The sequence below is a fragment of the Mesorhizobium sp. L103C131B0 genome (genome assembly GCF_000502275.1).
In the GTDB taxonomy this organism is placed as follows: domain Bacteria; phylum Pseudomonadota; class Alphaproteobacteria; order Rhizobiales; family Rhizobiaceae; genus Mesorhizobium.
The window spans coordinates 212,182-229,568 of record NZ_AYXC01000003.1 but is presented as its reverse complement, the minus strand read 5'-3'; the positions used below and the strand labels follow the sequence as shown (position 1 = coordinate 229,568).

The following is a 17,387-nucleotide window of genomic DNA, read 5'->3' as shown; positions in this document are numbered from 1 at the left end:
ACCTGATCGCAATGCCGCGTCCACCGTCATCGGGACGGCACGTGCCGGCTCATGGTTTGAAGAGCGTGACGATGAGCCAGATGCCCGGCTACTTCTTGCGCCTGCCTGGCTTCAGGGCCGCCAGAAGATTGGTGATCCTGCCCGCCTTTCGGTTGCGGATCTCGGCCTCGTTCTTGCGGCGCACCGCGGCGCGGACAAGCTTGGCGCCGAGATAACGCAAAGGCTCGGGCGGCAGCGACATGCGCCGCTCGATGCCGACCAGACCACTTTCGCTCCAGCGATCCTTTCGCTCGAGCACCAGGCTCGCCAGAATGCGTCCGGCTATCGGCGTCTGCGCGATGCCGGTGCCGTTAAATCCCATGCCGTAGAAGATATTGGGATGATCGCGCAGGTGGTCGAAGACAGGAACGTGTTCAGGCACGCAGTCGATCGGCCCCGACCAGTCATATTCGATCGCCACACCGCGCAGCGAGGGGTAGACCCGATGCAGCTCTCGCATATTGTCGCGACCGTGCTCCGGGCTGCGGTTGAAGCTGGCGCCGAAATTTCCACTGAAGGCGACGTTGCCGCTGCCACGACCGAAGACCACCCTGCCCCCGATGGTGCGCTGGTAGTAGAGCACCTGGGCCTGGGAATCGCAGATCGAGGCACCGTCGCGCCAACCGATGCTGTCGAGCAGTTCGGGAACGGCGGCAGTGGCAATCACCTCGCTGCCGACGACATAAAGATGTCGCCGCAGTTCCGGCAGCGCGGAAAGCCAGGCGTTGGCGGCAAGCACGATTTTGTCAGCCCGTACCGCGCCATGCGCCGTGCGCACCGTGCATGTCATGCCGGGTTCGATGGCGAGGACCGGGCTGCGCTCATGGATGATGACGCCGCGTGCCAGTGCCAGCTTGCGCAATCCGATGGCAAGTTTGGCGGGATGGACCGTGCCGGCAGTGGTCTCGACGACGCCGACATAGGAGGCCGATGAACCGGTGCGGCGTTGAATGTCCTCGGCTGTCAGCGGGCTGAAACGGTTTTCTCCAACAGCTGCCGTCAAGGCCACGGCGGTCTCCCAGGCGCCTTCCTGCGCAATGGAGCTTGCTGTCCACAACCATCCGTCCAGCCTCAGGTCCATGTCTATGGTGCCGTTTTGCTGCAGCGTCTTCAGCTCCGCGATCGATGCCACCGTGTCGGCGCACAGCAGGCGCGCTTCCTCGAGACCGACGACCGCACTGATCTGGTCGATTTCGGCGAACCATGAATGGACCTGACCGCCGTTGCGCCCCGAGGCCCCCGATCCGCACAGATCGGCTTCAAGGATCACCACCCGCGTTTGCGGCGCAAGTTCAAGGATCCGCAGCGCCGTCCACAGACCGGTATAGCCGCCACCGACGATCACCACGTCGGCGCGCTCGTCGCCTCGCAATGGCTCGGTCGCAGGGGCGGCGGCAATGTCCTGCAGCCAAAACGACCGGTCAGATGCAAGCGCGACCGCAGGCTGCCGCAAACGAATTGTACTCACGCTTGGGCTCCCTGCGCATCGACAATGAAGCTGGCATATTTGGCTGGCAGCCAATCGGGTATCGGACGCGATTTCTGGGGAAACCCGCCAAGATGGGTGCAGGTCTGCGCCGCCGCGATCGACGCCCTGTGCAATGCCTCCAGGGCGCCGAGGCCGCCGAAATGGAAGCCGGCGAGGAAAGTGGCAATGAAACTGTCGCCGGCGCCACACGTATCCACGACATCGACAAGCGTCGCCGGCGCATGCACGACATTCGTGCCATCGTCGAAGTAGGAGCCGCGTCGACCACAGGTCAAAACTACCTGCCTTGCGCCGGCCGCCCTGAGCGCGCCCAGCGATGGCTCGATGGGAACATCGACATCGTCCGGTCCGGACGCAAACAAAAGCGGGACACCGTCGAGCGGCAGCGCCATATGGGCGGTCGATAGATCGATGCTGAACGGCACATGGTCCGCCACCAATCGTTGAACAAGGTGCTTGTTGGCGTTGGTGCCGAGATGCACCCAGTCGGCCGCGGCGATGACCGCATAATGCGCGGGCGCCGGCATGTAGTTTTCGCCCACACCGAAGGATTCGTGCAGGAACTTCCGGTCGCCGGATTCATCGCGCAGCAAGGTGACGGCCGTATCGCCGGGACGCCGTTCGACGTCGTCCGGAGATAGGCCGGCACCTTGCAGTTCGGCAAGCACCACGTCGCCTTCGGGATCGTTCCCGACGGCGCCGAAATAGCGCGCGGACCAGCCGTTGCGCCGCCATTGCGCCGCGACATTCAAGGCATTGCCGCCCACCGTCATCAAGTTGTTGGTCAAATAGGCATCAAGGCAATTGTCCCCGACCGCGATAAGCTTTTTCGACCTCATGCCGGCACCGTTGCGCGATCGATATACGGCGCGATGGCGCCAAGGCAGCGTGTCCAGGCTTTTACCGGATCGAGCGCGTAGGAGCCGTTGCCGAACGGCTCGAAGGTGAACTTACCGGCATAGCCGAGGCGCGCGAGTTCGCTGACATAGTGGTCGAGCGGCAGCGTGCCCTCCCCCCACACCAGATGCCCGCCTGGCGTGCCGTCGACCAGATGAACATGCGCCAGCCGCGAGCCGAACAGGTCGACATAGCCGGCCACGGTGTCGCCGGCCGTGGCCATGGCGACAGTGTCGAGCACGATATCGATATTGCCGGCGCCCACCTCATCCAGCATTTGGCGCAGGCCTGCCGCATTATTGACGAGGTTGCTCTCGAACCGCTGCAACGGCTCGAGCAGGCAGCGCACCCCGTTTGCGGCGGCGCGCCGGGCGATCTCGCCGATCGAACCGACCGCGCGGTCCCATGCCGGTTGCCGGGGTTCGCTCTCGTAGCCCCGGCCGGGCGTCAGGAAGAGATAGCGGGCGCCAAGCGCCGCGCAGATGTCGGCTGCACGCCAAAACCGCTCGATGCTGTCCTGGCGCAGTGCGGCGTCGCCGGAGGCAATGTTGATTGGATACAACACCTGCTCAGGCGTAAAGCACCAGGCCGACAGCTCGTTGTCGGCGAGTACCCGGCGAACGGATTCGACACGTGCGTCCGTGGCGTGGAACAGGTCCAGATGCTGGGCAATCCCCCACAGCTCGATCTCGCGCAGGCCAAAGCCTCGGATCGTCCTGGCGACCTCATCGAAGGGGAAGTGCTGGAAGCTGAAATTGGCTCCGATCAGCTGATGAGCAGCGAGCTGCGGCATGAAGGCTCCTTTCGGGAATTGTTATTTGCCGATGCCTTCGGCCAAGCCACGGATGAAGTAGCGTTGCGCGCCAAAGAACACGATCACGATAGGCAGCGCCGAGATCGTCATGGCCGCGAACACCACGGCATAGTTGGTCCCGTGGGTTGCCATGATCGACGTCAGTCCGACCGGCAGCGTCTGCACATCCGAGCCGCTCGTGAAGATCATGGCGAAGAGATATTCGTTCCAGGCGAACAGGACGTGCAGGATGACGCAGGAAATGATGATCGGCCGGCACAGCGGCAAGGTGATGCGCCAGAAGATCTGACCCTCGCTGGCGCCATCCATCGTCGCCGCCTCGTCGATGTCTTCAGGCAGATCCAGCATGTAGGCGCGGATGAGGAAGGTGGTGAACGGCACACGGAACGCCGTGTAGAGAATGATCAGCGCCCAGTAGGTGTTGTAGAGACCGAGCGCCTGCAACATCTTCACCAGTGGAATGATCGCCACCGTGGGGCTCAGCATCAAGCCGCCCAGAACGATGGCGATAACCAGCGGCTTTGCCGGCATCTTGGTGCGGGTCAGGCCGAAAGCCGTCCAGGCGCTGATCAGCACGGTGCATATGGCCGAAGCGACGGTCACCAGCACCGAGACTGTCACGTAGCCACGCACGCCCTGGTTCCACGCTTGCACGTAATTGTTCCACGACCAATGGGTGGGCAGGGCGAAGGGATCGCCGAAGATCTGCGCATTGTCCTTGAAGCCGCTCAGCGCCATCCAGATCAGCGGATAGATGACGACGACACCAAGGCAGACCAGGAATGAATAGAGCAACGTCCTGGCGATGACCGACCACACATTGACGTGCCGGCTGCGACCGGCTGCGACCATCGCACTCATAGCTGCACCCGGCGGCGCTTGGTGTACCAGAGCTGTGCCGCACCTGTGAGCATGGTCAACATGAAGATGACGGCGGCGATCGCCGCGCCATAGCCGAAATTGTCCTCGATGAAGGCCTTCTGGTAGAGCCACGTGCCCAGCACCTGGCTGCTGTTGTTGGGCCCGCCTGCGGTCATCACCATGACCTCGTTGAACACCTGGAACGCGCCCGTGATGGTGACGATGATCATCAACCCCGTCATTTCCCGGGTCAGCGGAAAGGTGATGCTCCACAGGCGGCGAAGAGGACCCGCGCCGTCGATCGTTGCGGCATCGTAGAGGTCGCGCGGGATCTTCTGGATGGCGATGGCGAACAGCAGCGTCGAATAGCCAAAACCCTGCCATTGGCTCATGGCGATGATGGCATAGATGGCGGTGTGCTCATTGCCGAGCCAAGGCATGACGAGCTGGCTCAGTCCAACACGGCTGAGCGCGGCATCCAGCAAGCCGATCTGCGGCTGGTAGATGAAATAAAACAGCAGGCCGGTCACCGTGATCGAGATTGCCGACGGCACGAAATAGACGGCGCGCCACAGCCGGCGCCAGCTTTCGCTTTTCAGGTCCTCGATAATGGCCGCCAGCAGGAACGCGCCGAAGACCTGGAAGATGACGGAGATGAGAGCGTAGAGGCAGTTGTTCCACAGCGCCAGCAGCACGACCGGGTCATGCAGCAGCCGGTCGTAGTTGGCGAGGCCGACATTGGTGACCTCGCCGGTGTAGATGTCCTGGTCGGTGGTGCTGACGATGAAATTGTCGACGATCGGATAATAGACGAACCAGCCGATGAGGATGAGCGCGATCGCCGCCCATCGCAACGACAACAGGTTGGCGAAGCAGGCCCGCCGGCTCTTTGGCCGTTGCGGCCTGGCGACGCCGATGTCGGCGCCGCTGTCCACTGTGTCCGAGGCCCTTGCCATGCTCGCCTGCTTTATTTGGCCGCGGATGCGGCTTTGCGCACCTCGTCCATCACTTGCTCGGGCGTCATCGAGCCGCCCGCCAGCGCCTGCAGGCTGGACAGCCAGACGGCGGCGACGCGCGGTGGGTTGGCCGTATCCAGCCAGGGCATGAGGTATGAGGCGGCGTTGATATCCTTGAGGCCATCGACCACAGCCGCGCTCATGTTCGATTCCGAGGCGCCGCCGATGGTGGCGCTCGGCTGGCCATAGGGTGGCGCAGACAAGACCTGCGCATTTTCCTTCGAGGTCACGAACTTCATGAAATCGATCGCCAGCGGGATGTTCTTCGATGCCGCATTGATCATGTAGCCCTCCGGCGCGCCCTCGATCGACTTGGCGTCACCCTTGGCGCCGGCGGGCACCGGCAGCCGGAAGAATCCGAAATCGGCGGGCTTTAACGCCGACTCCGGCGTGGCGGCCTGATCGAACTCGATGATTTCCTGGTAGTACATGGCCGACTGGGCGTTGGTGAAGGCCTGGAGAGCCGAGGCATAGGATGTGCCGTTGACGCCGGCGCCATCGGTGCAGCGCTCGACAAGCTGGCTGAACTGCTTGAGTGCTGCGACATAGCCTGGATCGCTGTATTGGGCGGTGGCCGGATCGAAGTCGCGTTCCAGCGTTCCCTGCGGCACGTTGTAGGCGAGCAGCTGGCCTGCAAAGTGGATCGCCGGCCAAGCCTCCTTGTTGCCGAAGGAGATCGGTGTCACGCCGGATTTGCGGATGGCGTCGCAGCTGGTCAGCAAGTCCTCGAAAGTGGCGGGTGCCTTGAGGCTGAGCTTGGCGAAGATCTGCTTGTTGTAGCCCATGAACTTGGCATCCTGGTAAAGCGGAATGCCATAGAACTTGCCGTTGTACTGGAACGCCTTGACGGCGGCTGGAGACAGCGACTTGCCCCACTCGGTATCGGCAGCAATGACGGGCGTGAGATCAACGGCGCGATTGCCGCGCACGAAATTGCCACCCCAGCTGCCTGTCCAGGAGAAATAGATATCGGGCAGCGAGTTGGAAGCGACCAGCGTCTTGGTCTTGCCCTTCACGCTGTCGTCGCTCTCCTGGATAAGTTCGACCTTCACATCCGGATGGAGCTTCTCATAGGCCTGTGCCAGGTTGACGAAATAGGGCGACAGCTGTTGCAGCCCGAACTTGGTCAGGACCGAAAGCGTGCCGGTGTATTCCACCTTGGCGTTTGGGTCGGCCGTGACAGCCGGCGAAGCGGCGGAACTGCCGCTTATCGACAACCCCAATGATGATACCGCGGCCACCGTGACCGCCACGACTTGCAGCGAACGTTTCATGGATAGCTCCTTCAGAGGTAAGAGGGGATCAATATTCCACGCGTTTGTAGTAGCGACGGGTGGTCAGCGGGTGGTTGCGCAGCACCTCGAGATGGGCGCTCAGCCGCTCGAGCAAGGTGGCGAGCAGAACCGGCGAGATCATGCCGCGGACCTTTGCGGAGATGCCCGGCAACTTGACCGAGGCCGCGTCCAGCGTGCGAACGCGGTCCGTGTAGCGCCTGGCGAAGTTCTCGACCCGGTCGGCCAGGGGCCGAAGGGCATCTTCGCCCTTGAACACGAAAACGCTGACGCCCGGCTCGACCAACTCGAGCGTACCGTGGAAGAAGTCGGCGGCGTGCACCGGGCGGGTGCGAATCCACTGCATCTCTTCGAGGATGCACATGCCGTAATAGTGTGCCTCCGGCCACACCGAGCCGGCGCCGGTGAAGATGTGATAGGTATCGTCCTTGATTGTATGGGCCAGTTCGGCCGCCCTATCCTCAAAGGCAGCCTTGGCGTCGGCAAGCAGATCCGGCAGCAGTTTGAGTTCGGCGACAGTGCCATCAAAATCATCATATTCGCCGCGCTCTTCCAGCAGGGCCAGGACGATCAGCAGCGTCTGCAGGTAGAAGGATTCCGACGAGGTGTCGTCTTCGGCGAAGTTCGTGAAATTGTGGTCAGCCTCCCGTGCGATTGGCGTATCCGAATGGCCGGTGAGCGAAATCGTGCGCACACCACGTTTTTTCAGAAAGGCCATGAGCTCGACGCCTTCCTTGGTCGTGCCCGACAAGGACGGGATGACCACCACGTCCTTGCTGTCGAGACCGGCGGGCGGATCGATCACGACCTGCGCCGGATAGGCACCGCTCACCGGGAAGGTAGAACAGCGCTGCGCCAACTCGATCGCGGGCAAGGTTAGAAGCTGCACGCCGCCGGTGCCCATGAAAAACAGCCGCTCGACGCCATCTGCCAGCAGTGTGCGCATGAGTGAGCGAACCTCACCTGCGACGGCGACGGCCCCGCTTTGGATCTTCACGAAGCGGTCCCTATCGAAGTTCAGCATGACGTTTTCCTTGTATTTCGCATGTGACAGGCCTCTAGCCCGCCTTAGGCGTCGGTGGGCCGTCTAGCTCGTTTTTCCGATGTGAGATCGATCTCACAAGCAATAATGGGCACGCAATTTCGCCAATGGCAAGTCCTTTAGACGAAATTCTCCGAAATCGAGGGGTTTGCTCTTTAGCGCACAGCGCGCCGGGCAACCGATCCGCGTACGATCAAGCGGGTCTGAAATCGGGTACGGCGCGGTGCAACCTTTTTGCCGGCAAGCCGCTCCAGCAGGTATCTGGCGGCGAGCGGTCCGATCTCGGAGATGGGTTGCGCCACGACCGTTATCTGCGGATCGGTGAACGTGGCGAGGTTGAAGTCATCGAAGCCAACCACCGACACATCATGCGGAATCGAGAGCCCCATTGAACGCAGGCCAAGAAGCGCGCCTTGCGTCATGAGGCTGTCCACCGTGAACAGTGCGGTCGGGCGATTGCGCCGGCTGAACAGGCGGATCGTGGCTTCGATGGCGTGCTCGACGGTCGAGCGCGATACGCCGATGAGCGCTTCATCGATTGCGATCCCATGCGAGTGGAGCGAGTTTTGGTAGCCAGCCAAGCGTTCCTGTGCCGTAAAGATGCGTGACTCGTCGCGCAAAAGACCGATCCGGTGGTGACCGTTGCCAACCAGATAGTCCACTGCCTCGCGTGCCCCGCCCTCGTTGTCGACGACGACGCTGTCGCATTGCAGGTCCTTTACCACGCGGTCGATGAGCACGATCGGCGCGCCTTCGCGGGCCAGTTGCACGATATGCTGGCTGTCGGTTGCAGACGTTGGGGCAAGGATGAAGCCGCGAATGCTGAGCGAGCGAAGGCTCTCAAGCAGTTCTTTCTCCTGTTCTACATTCTCCTCGCTGCTGGCAATCAGAAGATTGTGGCGGTGCTTGCGCAGTTCCACCTCTATGTCGTGCGCGATTCGGGCGAAGAACGGATTCTGGATATCGCCGGGCACGAAGCCTATGATCGGCAATTGTCCGCTGCGCAGCGCCTGCGCGACGAGGTTGGCCCGATAGCCCAGCCTTTCGGCTGCCTCAACCACGCGGAGCGCCGTCTCGTCGCCAACGTAACCATAGCTGTTGAGCGCCCGGGCGGCCGTGGCGCGCGACACCTTAGCCGCTGCGGCAACGTCCTTTAGTGTGATTCCTTTCTGGGTCACAGGTAACCGTCCTTCTTGGATCTGAACATTGCGTCAGATCATTCTCGGCTCGTCTTGCCGGCATCGTTGTGCGGCATATCGGACGATTCTCAAACTGCGAACATAGCTTTCGCAACTCCTTGTCACCTAATCGAGATACGCGCGCTGTTTGGCCATCTGGAAATTTGATCCACGAATGCACCTACATGTTGTGCAGTCAGTTCATTGCCTTGCACTGCCAGCATACGGCAATGAGTTCACGCCATGGTCCAGGCGGCCTCCCTGGCATCGATCATAACACCGATGGAGACGACTAGCCTTGCCGCCAAACTCGTCCAGCGATTGGAGGCGAGCTTTCAAAAAGGTCGAGCCAGACGCTCAAGGCCCGCTGCACGGAGAGCCACAGGCCGGGGGACTCTGTGCAAATCGGGAATCTGAGTCGCTTGCTCTGAACCGTCGGCATCATGCTGCTAACCGGTTTTGATCCTCCGGGGCTCCGCATTGGCAATAGCGACGAAAATGCTGTCGAGCAGACCCTTGTCGCGGAAGGAACTTGCCAAGCAAGGGCACCTCGGCCAAGTACGCAAACAACGCCCGGAGACGAAGGCGCATCCGGCAGCACCCTTTTGGGGCCAGATAGAGACTCAGAAACCCAAAGCTTTCATCTTCCCGCTATTGAAACGGAGGACTCGATCGTGACGCGTGCGCCCGACCATCGCCAACGGTAGGCTCCAAACTGATCGAAACTTCTCGTCGACCTTTGCAAGGTGATTGATCATCGGGGAGACCAAAGCCGAAACGCTGGGGTTGGTGTCTCCAGCGACGCTGAACGAAGCTTCAGGGAAAATCCCAAATCTGCCGATTTCCCTGGCGCTGTCATTGCAACGATCGAGACAATCAGGGAGACCGGACCGGAGGCACGAGAGGCCGCGTCCTTTCCGTGGGATCGCTCCTCCAAACCGTTTGTCGCAATTTAGAGATGTTGCCTTGACCCCGCACTAGCGTCTACTGCATCTGCTAGTGGGAGCGTCACGAATGGCGAGAAAGTCTGTCCGACGCAAGTCAACGATTTATGATATCGCGGTGGCGGCAAAGTTGTCCCCGACAGCGGTCAGTCTCGTCCTCAATGGCTCGTGGCAACAGCACCGGATCAAGGCGGAAACCGCAGCGACCATCCTCGATTGGGCTGAGCGGCTTGGCTATGCTGTCAACCTCAAGGCACGAGGATTGCGGCTTTCCCGATCCGGACTCGCTGGAATGATCTTGCCACATTACCGCAATCGCTTCTTCGCCGGATTGGCCGAAGCCTTTGAAGCGGAATCCCGCGTCCACCGCTTGTGCCCGATCGTCGTCAGCACCCATCGTAATCCTGATATCGAGTTGAGTGTGACGGAAACCCTGCTGGCTCAGCAGGTGGAATTTCTCTTCCTTGCAGGCGTTCGTGACCCCGATCCGCTGAATGATCTGTGCCGGGCAGCGGGCGTCCGGTGCATCAACATCGATCTGCCAGGCCGTCGGGCTCCCTCAGTTGTTTCTGACAACTTCGGAGGCGCCAAGGCGCTCACGGAGATCATTGTTCAGAAATTGAAAGAACGAGGGGGCTCCACCGAAGATCTCTTCTTCTTTGGCGGAGTCAGCGATGATGACGCAACACGTAGCCGTTTGCTGGGTTTTCACGATGCGCTGGCAGCGCATGGGATTGTTGCGGGCCCGGGCACGATTGACTGCTGCGGATACGCACCGACCAACGCTGCTCGGTCTCTCGCTGCACGATACGCTCAGCTTGGGCATCTGCCCTCAGGTATGTTCGTCAACGGCGTGACCGCTCTTGAAGGAACATTGCGGTTCACTTCGACACTAGCCTCAAGTGAGCTTGGACGGGTTGTTGTCGGAAGCTTCGACTGGGATCCATTCGCGGCGCATTTGCCCTTCGATGTGACCATGGTCCGACAGAATGTCGAGGTGATGATTGCTGAAGGATTTTCGCTTCTGGAGAATTATTCGATAGACCACTTTCCGCTGGTGACCGTACCGACCAGCTTTGGGCGAACCGGAGAGCATGACGGCGCCCAAGAAGATTGGGATTCGGCATCCAAATCGAGCATCGACCACTAGCAATTCTTTGTCACGAGACATCGTTGCAGAAGTTCAACTCCGTTCATCAGCACCTCGGATCTGGGTAGCACCGCCTCCACCCAAGGCTCGCGGGGGATCGCATGTCGTTTCTACGGGTGCAGCCTGAGTGCGAAAGAGCGGATCGTTTACATCAATCGAGAAATGTTTTTAGACGCTGGTGGCGTGACCGCCTTGCTAAATCTATTTAGCACCTTGACCGGCCGGCATTCAAAGTCTTTTATGGCGCGTTCTGGGAGGAATGCGGCGCCGAGTGCGTCAATGCCGTCGGGCACAAAGGGGTGGGCCAAACAAAGCCGACATGGGCAATAGGCAACTCAAAAACTCGTCAATCAGGGAGGAATTAAATGTTAGCAAAAACTATACTCGCGGCAGCGTTCGGCGCAGCCCTTTCGGTCGCCACAACGAATGCTGCGCTGGCAAAGGACGTCAAGGTTGGAGTCGTCGTGAAGATCGGCGGCATTCCCTGGTTCAATGCCATGGAAACGGGAATAAAGGAAAAGTCGAAAGAGCTTGGCGACGACGGCTTCATGGTCGGGCCGACCAGCGCCGACCCGGCACTTCAGGTCCGCGCGATCGAAGACCTGATAGCTCAGGGCGTCAGCGTAATTGGCGTCGTGCCGAATGATGCAAACGTTCTCGAGCCGGTTCTAAAAAAGGCGCGCGACACGGGCATCAAGGTCATAACCCATGAATCGCCAGACCAGGTGAACGCTGATTGGGACTTCGAAATGGTCTCGGCCGTTGGTTTCGGTGAGGCCCATGCCAAGCTATTTGCCGAGAAAATGGGCGGTAAAGGCAAGTACGTGGTGTACGTAGGTTCTCTTACTGTGCCCGCACACAATGCCTGGGCCGATGCTGCAATCGCCTACCTGAAGAAGAACTTTCCCGACATGCAGATGGTTGGCGACAGATATGGCGTCGCCGAGAGCGCCGATGACAGCCGAAAGACGGCTCTGGATGTGCTTGCCGCCAATCCTGACCTCGGCGGCTTCCTGACGTTCGGCAGTCAGGGACCGATCGGCGCCGGACGCGCGATCGAGGAGCAGAAGCTTGGTGACAAGGTGGTTCTTGTCGGTTCATTCTCGCCTAGCCAAGGCAGCGCAATGCTCAAATCCGGCATTATTGACGGCGGCTATATGTGGAATCCTCTGGAAGCGGGCAAAGTATTCGTAACTATGGCCGATTTTCTGGCGGGCGGCGGTGAAATCACCGACGGCATGACGATCGAAGGTCTGGGTGTCGTTCACCCTGACTTCAAAACCGGCACCATCATCGTGGACGCTGTGCAGCCTATCACGGTCGAAACGGTCGATGGTCTTGCAGCCCTAGGGCTTTAGATGGCGGACCATGGCTGGCGTGCCGGGGTGGCAAATCAATCCCGGCACGCCCCATCCTTGTCATTTCAGAAGGGCCCGCCGTGAACCTCGTCGCGTCTACGACGCAGGACCTCCCATCGGTTCTGTCGTTTAGCAACATAAGCGTCACATTTGGTGGCGTTAGAGCCCTCCAGGATGTCGCCTTCGAGGTTCTCCCGGGTGAAGTGCAATGCATCGCCGGTGAGAACGGCAGCGGCAAGAGCACCCTGATCAAGGTAATCACCGGCGTTTGTCAGCCGCTAGCCGGCGCAAACATGTCGATCGCCGGAAAGTCTGTCGACATCATGTCGCCGGCTGCGGCGCGCAGCGCCGGGGTGGAAGTCATCTGGCAGGACCTCGCACTGTTTCCTGAAATGACAGTCGCGGAAAATATCGGGATCAGAACTGTCCTCGGCAACATGCCTCGGCTCGTCGATCATTCGCGCATTCGCGAGGTGGCGCGAGGGCTGTTGGCGCGGCTTGGCGCCGACCTCGATGTCGACGCGCCTCTGCGTAGCTTTGCAATCGCCCAACGTCAGATCGTCGCCATCGCCCGGGCGCTCGCCGGCGATGCGAAGGTTATTTTCATGGACGAGCCCACATCGTCGCTTACTCACTCGGAAACAGACCGGTTGCTCGCGATCGTTCGAACACTCTCGAATGAAGGCATGGCCATCGTCTTCGTCAGCCATCGCCTTGCGGAAGTTCTGGAGATCTCAAGTCGCGTCACCGTTCTGCGCGACGGTAAGGTGGTTGGGGTGTTCCCGACCGCCGGAATGACCCAATCACGCCTCACCGAACTAATGACCGGCAAGACGTTCGACCAAACCGTGAGCACGAGAAACCTTAGTGGATCACCCGTCGTGTTGAAGATCGACCGATTGACCCGCGCAGGCGACTATGACGACGTTTCGCTGACAATACGGCGCGGTGAAACGCTTGGCCTGACCGGGCTACTCGGCGCCGGTCGCACAGAACTCGCGCTTTCGATTTTCGGCATGCTGCGCCCAGACCGCGGCAGCATCTCACTTAACGGGACGGTTCTTCATCTGAACTCCAACCGCGACGCAATCCGGGCAGGTATTGGCTACCTCTCCGAAGACCGCTTGTCCCTTGGTCTCATACAAGCTCAGTCCATCGCCGACAACGCCGTTATCCCGGTGCTCGACAAGATCCTTGATCGAGGGCTGATCTCCTCGGAGAAGAAGGACGCGCTCGTCAATCATTGGATCGAGGAATTGGCGATAAAAGTCGGGCGGCAGACCGATGCGATTTCCACGCTCTCAGGCGGCAACCAGCAAAGGGTGGCCATCGCCAAATGGCTGGCGGTCGGACTGAAACTGATCATTCTTGATTCGCCGACCGTGGGGGTGGACGTTGGCGCGCGGGCCGGCATCTTCGAGATTGTCGCCAAGCTCGCTGCCGAAGGCCTGGCGATTCTGCTGATATCCGATGAAGTGCCGGAGGTCTATTTCAACGCCGATCGCATCCTCCATATGGCCGCGGGCAAGATAGTCGCCGAATACGACCCGCACGCCATCCCGCTCGGCGACCTGGAAGCTGCCGTCTATGCATAACCGCGGCAAACTCTTCCGGGCTCATCCCACCGAGACATGGCTCGTTGTGGTTCTTCTCATCATGAGCGCAGGTCTCTCCATTGCGAGCGACAAATTCTTCACCATTGCCAATCTCTTCAATCTGCTCAACACAAGCTCGACAAATCTGATCTTCGCGGTTGGGCTGCTGGTGGTGTTGATCGCTGGGGGCATCGACATCTCCTTCGCTGTGGCCGCGTCAGTGGTTCAATACGTTGTGGCGCTGGCTCTAGCCCAAATGGGAGGTGGTGATTGGTTCATCGGCCTCGCCTTGGCGGCAATTGTCGGGATCGCCCTGGGTGCGGTGAACGCCGGCCTCATCTACTATTTCCAGATCATTTCAATCGTTGTCACCATCGCCACCTTCAATATTTTTTTCGGCCTGCTGATGTTCTTCACGCACGGTGTATCGATCTACAATCTGCCTGCATGGTGGACGCATCGCACTGTGCTTTTCGAGTTCCAACAGGCGAATGGCAATTGGGCCGAGCTAACACTGCCGGTTGCGATCATGGCGGTCTGCGTCGCCGCCACCTGGGGGCTTATCCGGTATACCACCACGGGACGGCAGCTATACGCTTTTGGCGACAACCCGGAGGGCGCCCGCCGCCTCGGTATCAACATTGCGGCGATGCACTTCATTGCCTTCGGCTGGCTTGGTTTGATGGCCGGGATCGCGGGACTTGTGCAGGTGCACTATTCCCAGGAAGTCGTGCCCAACGCATTGGTGGGGCGCGAGCTGGACGTGCTGGCAGCTGTTGTCCTTGGCGGTGCCAGGCTGGGTGGCGGGCGCGGCACCGTGCTCGGTTGCATCCTTGGCGTGTTTCTTGTGTCGGTGACGCAAAACGGGCTGAACCTCCTCGGCATCTCTCCCTATGCTTTCAAGATGATCGTCGGGGCGATCATCTTGATTGCCATCACGCTGTCCAACGCGCCGCTCGGGCATATCCTCGCGGGCTTGCGGCAGAGGATGGGTACATGACCCAGCGCGTGCTCGAAACTGGAGCGCTACGGCACGGATTCTTGCGCCGTCTTGCCGGCACGTTGGGCGCCGAGAATATCGGGATTTTGCTGGCATTGATTTTGGTGATTGCATTCTTCGGGTCCCTCTCGCCGCGGTTCCTGTCCAAAGCTACCTTTGAATCGGTGGCCTTCCAGTTGCCTGAACTTGGACTGCTTACGCTCGCGATGTTGATGCCGATCATCTCGGGCGGCATCAATCTCGCCGTGACGTTCACGGCCAATCTCTGTGGCCTCACGCTCGCCTGGGTTCTTCAGGCCAACGGAGGACCGGACGCAAGCATCTATGCCTTTCTACTCGGTTCCGTTCTTGCGGTCGGCGTTGGCACGGCAAGCGGCTTGGTCATGGGCCCGGTGATAGCCTATACCGGCGCGCACCCCATCCTCGTTTCGCTATCGGTGATGATTTTCCTGCGCGGCCTTGGCGAGTTTCTGACCCGCGGCGCCGACATTTCGGGCTTTCCCGAATTCATCCAGCCCCTGGGTCACGGCAGCATCGTCGGCATTCCTGTCCCGCTGCTGATACTGCTCGGCGCAGTCATCGTCTGGCATGTCTTGATGACCCGAACCAGGCTTGGCTTTTCAAACTATATGGTCGGCTCCAACATCGAGGCGACGCGCTATTCCGGCATCTCGACGCGACGCGTGATCATTCTGATCTACGCGCTGTCTGGCGCCATGTGTGCGTTGGCCGGCATTATCATGATGGCACGATTCAATTCCGTCCGTGTCGGCCATGGCGAGTCCTATGTGCTGATTACGGTGCTTGCCTGCTTCTTGGGCGGGGTGAATCCGTTTGGCGGCTTCGGCAGGGTCGTTTCGGTCTTCCTAGCCCTCATCGTTTTGCAGTTGCTTTCTTCGGGACTGAATCTCTTGGGCGCCAGCCAGCACCTGGCCACAGCCATTTGGGGCATCATGCTGATCGGCGTCATGATCTTGCGGTGGGCTGCCGGGCAGCTCAATTTCATGAGGATAACACGATGAAGGGTTTTGGCGTTCATACGAGCATGTGGACGAGTGGTTGGTCCGTAGAGGGCGCCGAGCACACTGTAGCGGCGGTGAAAAAATACGATCTCGATTTCATTGAAATTTCGCTGGCCGATCCATTTTCTTGCGATGCCGATCACACCCGCAAGCTGCTGGCGGCAAATGGCATGCAGGCGGTGTGCTCGCTAGGGTTGCCCGAATATGCGTGGGCATCGCGCCACCCACAGGAGGCGATTGACTTTCTCAAGGTGGCTATCGACAAGACGGCCGACATCGGAGCCCAGGCGCTATGCGGCGTAATCTATGGCGGCATCGGCGAGCGTACTGGCGTGCCACCTACGCAGGACGAACTTGATAACATTGCGAAAGTGATGACGTCCGCCGCCGCGCAAGCCAAGTCTCGCGGCATCGAACTCGGTGTTGAAGCCGTGAACCGCTACGAGAACCACATCATCAACACCGCGGCTCAGGCGGTGGCACTAATCGAGAGAGTCGGCGCCGACAATATGTTCGTGCACCTTGATACCTATCACATGAACATAGAGGAGAAAGGTATGGGCAACGGTATTATCGTCGCCCGCGATTACCTCAAATATATCCACCTCTCCGAGTCTGATCGCGGCACCCCAGGCGAGGGCAATTGCAATTGGGATGAGACGTTCGCAACGCTGGCCGCGATCCGCTTCAAGGGCGGGCTCGCGATGGAGAGCTTCATCAACATGGATCCGCGTCTGGCGTTTGGCCTCAGCGTGTGGCGTCCGGTGGCCGAGAGTGAAGCGGTTGTGATGGGCAACGGTCTGCCGTTCTTGCGCAACAAGGCACGGCAGTACGGGCTGATCGCATAAGTTACATCGCCATGCGAGATCGAAACTCGGCACATCATGAGCCGACTGCATCGACATTGCGGCGACTGCCTTCGAAGCAGGAGCCGCTTGAGAGGCAATATTGCGGCGTTTTAGATCCCGGCCTTCGGCTGCCCCCCGGGCGCAAGCAGCCAACCGGTCGGCGATCGCAACTGCCGTGAACAATCTATTTCACCGGCTCGGGCATCACAGCCTACCTTCGGCGGTTGCGAGCCGGCCCCGCATCAATTCGCGGCGCTTTCGAAACTCTGTGTATTCCTGGTCGGCCAGTACCCCGATCAGGATCACCGATCCACTCACGGCAAAGTTGAGTGAGGAGGGAATGCCTAGAAGATTGACAAGGTTCTGAAGCACCTGCAGCAAGATCGTTCCAAGCACCACACCAATGATTGAGCCTTCCCCGCCCCGCAACGAGAACCCTCCAAGGACGGCGGCGGCGATCGCGTAGAGCTCGTAGAAATTGCCGTGCGAGCTTGGCAGGATCGAGCGTGTGAGAAAGATGGATGACAGCGCCGTCAGCCCGGCGCAGATCACATAGGCGCAGATGATAACCCGGCCGGTACGGATTCCCGAAAACCGCGCGGCCTCTTCATTTTTGCCGACGGCGTAGAGGTATAGTCCGAAGGCGGTACGGTGCAGAACGACCAACATCACCGCCGCCAGGACAAGCAGGAAGACAAAAGAATGAGGAATGGGAATGGAGGTAGGCATTGTTGGTAAGAACCGAAACCAGATCGGTGCGACCGGTGGTGAGATATTCCAGATCCTCGAAGCGGGTTTCGTAGGGAAAGCCTGCCGTCGCATCTTGGTGTTGCCCTGCTGCT

14 protein-coding genes and 1 pseudogene are annotated in these 17,387 nt (G+C 60.0%); 6 read left to right on the top strand and 9 right to left on the bottom strand.

From position 1 onward, the window contains the following. Positions 1-88: 88 nt before the first annotated feature. The 8 genes from X730_RS156455 to X730_RS156490 all read right to left on the bottom strand — a co-directional run bounded on the left by X730_RS156455 (position 89) and on the right by X730_RS156490 (position 8,628). Positions 89-1,507, bottom strand: a complete 1,419-nt coding sequence (locus X730_RS156455) for an FAD-binding oxidoreductase (RefSeq protein ID WP_023825903.1) — start codon at positions 1,505-1,507, stop codon at positions 89-91. Beyond that, on the bottom strand, positions 1,504-2,367 hold the full coding sequence (locus X730_RS156460) for a PfkB family carbohydrate kinase (protein WP_023825902.1): 864 nt from the start codon (positions 2,365-2,367) through the stop codon (positions 1,504-1,506). The genes X730_RS156455 and X730_RS156460 overlap by 4 nt, the downstream gene beginning before the upstream one ends. Beyond that, complete coding sequence (locus tag X730_RS156465) at positions 2,364-3,218, bottom strand: sugar phosphate isomerase/epimerase family protein (RefSeq protein ID WP_023686872.1); 855 nt, start codon at positions 3,216-3,218, stop codon at positions 2,364-2,366. The genes X730_RS156460 and X730_RS156465 overlap by 4 nt, the downstream gene beginning before the upstream one ends. 21 nt (positions 3,219-3,239) lie before the next feature. Beyond that, positions 3,240-4,100 (bottom strand): carbohydrate ABC transporter permease, encoded by an 861-nt coding sequence (locus X730_RS156470; RefSeq protein WP_023686871.1) that lies wholly within the window; start codon positions 4,098-4,100, stop codon positions 3,240-3,242. Next, positions 4,097-5,056 carry a sugar ABC transporter permease gene (locus tag X730_RS156475; protein ID WP_023682778.1) on the bottom strand — a complete coding sequence of 320 codons (960 nt, stop codon included), beginning with the start codon at positions 5,054-5,056 and terminating at the stop codon, positions 4,097-4,099. The genes X730_RS156470 and X730_RS156475 overlap by 4 nt, the downstream gene beginning before the upstream one ends. An 11-nt stretch (positions 5,057-5,067) precedes the next feature. Further along, entirely contained in the window at positions 5,068-6,390 is a 1,323-nt protein-coding gene (locus tag X730_RS156480; protein WP_023825901.1) for an extracellular solute-binding protein, read from the bottom strand. Between the two features lie 28 nt (positions 6,391-6,418). Next, a complete protein-coding gene (locus X730_RS156485; protein ID WP_023753932.1) occupies positions 6,419-7,432 on the bottom strand; it encodes an SIS domain-containing protein in 1,014 nt (337 codons plus the stop codon). A 173-nt stretch (positions 7,433-7,605) separates the two neighbouring features. Continuing rightward, a complete protein-coding gene (locus tag X730_RS156490; protein WP_023825900.1) occupies positions 7,606-8,628 on the bottom strand; it encodes a LacI family DNA-binding transcriptional regulator in 1,023 nt (340 codons plus the stop codon). Positions 8,629-9,642: 1,014 nt separating this feature from the next. Between X730_RS156490 and X730_RS156495 the strand changes: the two genes are divergently transcribed. The 6 genes from X730_RS156495 to X730_RS156520 all read left to right on the top strand — a co-directional run bounded on the left by X730_RS156495 (position 9,643) and on the right by X730_RS156520 (position 16,545). After that, complete coding sequence (locus tag X730_RS156495) at positions 9,643-10,722, top strand: LacI family DNA-binding transcriptional regulator (protein ID WP_023825899.1); 1,080 nt, start codon at positions 9,643-9,645, stop codon at positions 10,720-10,722. 365 nt (positions 10,723-11,087) lie between these two features. After that, a complete protein-coding gene (locus X730_RS156500; RefSeq protein WP_023825898.1) occupies positions 11,088-12,080 on the top strand; it encodes a substrate-binding domain-containing protein in 993 nt (330 codons plus the stop codon). 80 nt (positions 12,081-12,160) lie between these two features. Continuing rightward, positions 12,161-13,675: a sugar ABC transporter ATP-binding protein gene (locus X730_RS156505; RefSeq protein WP_023825897.1), complete on the top strand. Its 1,515-nt coding sequence runs from the start codon at positions 12,161-12,163 to the stop codon at positions 13,673-13,675. Next, positions 13,668-14,675, top strand: coding sequence for an ABC transporter permease (locus X730_RS156510; protein ID WP_023825896.1), 1,008 nt, complete (start codon positions 13,668-13,670; stop codon positions 14,673-14,675). The genes X730_RS156505 and X730_RS156510 overlap by 8 nt, the downstream gene beginning before the upstream one ends. Next, positions 14,672-15,697: an ABC transporter permease gene (locus tag X730_RS156515; RefSeq protein ID WP_081731528.1), complete on the top strand. Its 1,026-nt coding sequence runs from the start codon at positions 14,672-14,674 to the stop codon at positions 15,695-15,697. The genes X730_RS156510 and X730_RS156515 overlap by 4 nt, the downstream gene beginning before the upstream one ends. After that, complete coding sequence (locus X730_RS156520; RefSeq protein WP_023667739.1) at positions 15,694-16,545, top strand: sugar phosphate isomerase/epimerase family protein; 852 nt, start codon at positions 15,694-15,696, stop codon at positions 16,543-16,545. Before X730_RS156515 ends, X730_RS156520 begins: the two co-directional genes overlap by 4 nt. Positions 16,546-16,749: 204 nt before the next feature. Here X730_RS156520 and X730_RS01000000164255 read toward each other — a convergent pair. Then, a pseudogene (locus X730_RS01000000164255) lies at positions 16,750-17,256 on the bottom strand (ABC transporter permease); the annotation flags it as partial. Between the last annotated feature and the right edge of the window lie 131 nt (positions 17,257-17,387).